Genomic DNA, 4196 nt, shown 5'->3' with positions numbered 1-4196 from the left:
GCCACGTAATCGGCCTGCGCCTTGCGCGTCACATAGGTCTCGATCTGGCTCTTGACCTGGTCGAAATCCGGCGCCTTGCGGTTGCGCTTTTCCTCGACCTTGATGATGTGCCAGCCGAACTGCGACTTCACGGGGTCCGAGATCTTGCCCGGCTCGAGCGAGAAAGCCACCGCGGAGAACTCCGGCACCATCTGGTCCTTGGTGAAGAAGCCGAGATCGCCGCCATCGGAGGCGCCGGGATCCTTGGATTTCTTCTTGGCGAGTTCGGCGAAATCGGCGCCCTTGTCCAGCTCGGCCTTGACCGCCTTGGCCTCGTCCTCGGTCTCGACCAGGATATGGCGGGCGTGGACTTCCTGCTCGCCGGTGATCTGCTTGGAGGCGTCCTCATAGACCTTCTTCATGGCCTCGTCGGTGGTCGCCGCTTTGCCTTCGCTCGCCAGCAGGCTGTCCATCAAAAGCCGGTTGCGGGTAAACGCCAGCCGCTTCTTGAAATCCTCGCTGTTTTCGACCTTCTTGTCCTCGGCGGCCTTGGCGACGATCTTCATGTCGATCAGGAACGACAGCACGTTGTCCTTCTTGGTCGCCGGGTCCATCTGCGCCAGACTGGGGCCGAGTTCCTCCTCCGCGAGCGTGAGGTCGCTCTGGCGGATTTCGGAGCCGTTAACCTTGGCAAGCACCGGATTGGCGTCGTCGGCGCGGGCCGGCAGGCCGGCGAACAGGACCATGGCGAGACAGCCCGTCACGGCGGCGGAGGCAAGGCCAAGGCACAGGCCGGTTTTCGTTTCCGGGAACGAAGTGGTCATGGAAAATCCTTATGGGGCTGTTTGGGGCGGCGGGGACACTCGCCCAATCGTCAAGCCTTGGCAACGCGAAAAGTCTGTCAAAATGATGAAATCCTTGACAGCTTCGCGCCGTTGACAAGGCTCTGCGCCAGCCATATCTCTCCGATACCTAAGTCAATGGCGTTAGCGCGTTTTTTGGCCGTTGAACCTCGGATTGCTGAATTCCCACTCATTTGGCGGATGCTCCCCGGGATCGGGGCCGGTGCCGCGATGCGTCACGATGAGTTGATAGGCAACCGGATGGACCATTTCACGGCAGCAACGCCGGATCGTAGAAGCAGGAATTTGGCATGATCGGCGCGCTCGCCCGCAAGTTTTTCGGCTCCGCCAATGACCGGCGGATCAAGGGATACCAGTCCCGCGTCGACGCCATCAACGCGCTTGAGCCGGAGATCGCAGCCCTTTCGGACGAGGCGCTGAAGGCGCGCACCGTCGAGTTCCGCCAACAGATCACGGACGGCAAGACGCTCGACGACATTCTGGTTCCGGCCTTCGCCACCGTGCGCGAGGCGGCCAAGCGCACCCTCGGCCAGCGGCATTTCGACGTCCAGCTGATCGGCGGCATGGTGCTGCACGAGGGCGACATCGCCGAGATGAAGACCGGCGAAGGCAAGACGCTGGTGGCGACGCTTGCGGTCTATCTTAACGCGCTGGCCAGCAAGGGCGTCCACGTCGTCACCGTCAACGACTACCTCGCCCGGCGCGACTCCGAGTGGATGGGCCAGATCTACAACTTCCTCGGCCTCACCGTCGGCGTCATCGTCCACGGGCTGGACGATGCCGAGCGCAAGGAAGCCTATGCGCGCGACATCACCTACGGCACCAACAACGAATACGGCTTCGACTACCTGCGCGACAACATGAAGTACCGGCTCGAGGACATGGTCCAGCGCGGCCATTTCTACGCCATCGTCGACGAAGTCGACTCGATTCTGATCGACGAGGCGCGCACGCCGCTGATCATCTCCGGCCCGCTCGACGACCGCTCGGAATTCTACAACACCATCGACACCTTCCTTCCCAAGCTCGACAAGACCGATTACGACGTCGACGAGAAGCAGCGCACCGTGACGCTGACCGAAGCCGGCATGGAAAAGATCGAGACGCTGCTGCGCGACGCCGGCCAGCTCAAGGGCGATTCGCTCTACGACGTCGAGAACGTCTCGGTCGTGCATCACATCAATCAGGCGCTGCGCGCGCATTCGCTGTTTACGCGCGACAAGGACTACATCGTCCGCGACGATGAAGTCATCATCATCGACGAGTTCACCGGCCGCATGATGCAGGGCCGGCGCTATTCCGAAGGCCTGCATCAGGCGCTGGAAGCCAAGGAGCACGTGCAGGTTCAGCCGGAAAACCAGACGCTGGCCTCGATCACGTTCCAGAACTATTTCCGGATGTACGAAAAGCTCGCCGGCATGACCGGAACGGCGCTGACCGAAGCCGACGAATTGTTCGACATCTACAAGCTCGAGGTGGTGGAAATCCCGACCAACGTGCCGGTGGCGCGCCTCGACGAAGACGACGAGGTCTATCGCACCCAGGACGAAAAGCACGCCGCGATCATGGCCGAGGTCGAGCGCGCCAATGCGCGGCTGCAGCCGGTGCTGGTCGGCACCGCGTCGATCGAAAAATCCGAAGTGCTGGCCGAATATCTCAAGAAAAACGGCTACAAGCAGATCGATTTCGGCAATGAAAACGCGATGGAAAAGCTTTATGCCGCGGCGCGCGCCGGCAAGCCGGCCAAGCTGTTCGCGGTGCTGAACGCCCGCTTCCACGAACAGGAAGCCTACATCGTCGCCGAGGCCGGGGTGCCCGGCGCGATCACGATCGCGACCAACATGGCCGGCCGCGGTACCGACATCAAGCTCGGCGGTTCGCTCGAAATGCGCCTGATGCACGAGACCGCGGGGATTGCCGACGAAGCCGAGCGGGCCGCGAAGATCGAGCTGATCAAGGCCGACGTCGAACGCTTCCGCGACATCGTGCTGAAAGCCGAAGACGTGGTCGAAGTCGAGCCCGCCAAGGGATCGAAGCCGGCCAGGACCGTGACCCGGCCGGGCGGGCTCTACATCATCGGATCCGAACGCCACGAATCCCGGCGCATCGACAACCAGCTGCGCGGCCGCTCCGGCCGCCAGGGCGATCCCGGGCGCTCGAAATTCTTCCTGTCGCTGGAAGACGATCTGATGCGGATTTTCGGCTCCGACCGGCTCGACAGCATGCTGACGCGGCTCGGCCTCAAGGAAGGCGAGGCCATCATCCATCCCTGGATCAACAAGGCGCTGGAAAAAGCGCAGCAGAAGGTCGAAGCCCGCAACTTCGACATCCGCAAGAATCTTTTGAAATTCGACAACGTCCAGAACGACCAGCGCAAAGTGATCTTCGACCAGCGCATCGACCTGATGAAGGACGAAAGCGTCGCCGAGACCGTCGCCGACATGCGCCGCGCCTTTGTCGAGGATGTCGTCACCAAGCACGTGCCCGAACATGTCTATGCCGAGCAGTGGGATGTCGCCGGCCTCAAGGAAGAGTTGAAGCGCGTGCTCGATATCGACCTGCCGGTAGATCAATGGGCCAAGGAAGAGGGCATCGCCGACGAGGAGCTGCTGTCGCGGATCGAGCAGCGCGTCGATGAGCACATGGCGGCCAAGGTGGCGCAATGGGGCCCCGAGGTGATGCGCTATGTCGAAAAGACCATCCTGCTGCAGACGCTGGATCATCTGTGGCGCGAGCATCTGGTGATGCTGGACCATCTGCGCCAGGTGATCGGCCTGCGCGGTTACGGCCAGCGCGATCCGCTGCAGGAATACAAGTCGGAAGCGTTCAGCCTGTTCGAGGCGATGATCTCGCATCTGCGTGAGGCGGTGACGGCGCAATTGATGCGCGTTGAAATCGTGCCGCCGGAAGATCAGCAGCCGGCATTGCCTGTGATGGAAGCGCACAAGCTCGATCCGAACACCGGCGAGGACGAAATGGCGTTCGCCGGCGCCTCGCTGGTGCCCGCCGCCACCGCCAACCGCGACCCGAAAAATCCGGCGAGCTGGGGCAAGGTCGGCCGCAATGAGGATTGTCCCTGCGGCTCCGGCAAGAAGTACAAGCACTGCCACGGCAGGTATGCGTGAGGGCGTCGATCAGCCCTCGCGCAAGACGGCCTCTTTTCAAGACGGCCTCTTTTTTTCAACCCCCCGCTTTAGCGACGATCCGAGCTCTCAACGCTTCGCGTTGAGCGGAGGGATGCTGTTGGGATCGCGCGGCGCCGGCATCTGCCGCACATAGGCGTAGAGATCCGCGGCGTCCTGATCGGAGATCACGGCGGCTTCGTAGGGCGGCATCTGATTGGCCGGATGGCGA

The 4196-nt window shown here is 62.2% G+C and carries 2 protein-coding genes; one reads left to right on the top strand and one right to left on the bottom strand.

The window, feature by feature from the left end; genetic code table 11:
- The coding region (locus tag ABR948_RS28660) for a peptidylprolyl isomerase (RefSeq protein ID WP_428124538.1) at nucleotides 1-803 on the bottom strand (803 nt) is incomplete at its 3' end.
- A 329-nt stretch (nucleotides 804-1132) separates the two neighbouring features.
- On the opposite strand from ABR948_RS28660, the gene secA reads away from it, so the two are divergent.
- Complete coding sequence (gene secA, locus ABR948_RS28655) at nucleotides 1133-3967, top strand: preprotein translocase subunit SecA (RefSeq protein ID WP_428124536.1); 2835 nt, start codon at nucleotides 1133-1135, stop codon at nucleotides 3965-3967.
- Nucleotides 3968-4196: the final 229 nt, after the last annotated feature.

This window comes from Bradyrhizobium sp. (genome assembly GCF_050014615.1).
Lineage (GTDB): Bacteria > Pseudomonadota > Alphaproteobacteria > Rhizobiales > Xanthobacteraceae > Bradyrhizobium.
This window is presented reverse-complemented; position numbering and strand designations above follow the sequence as displayed.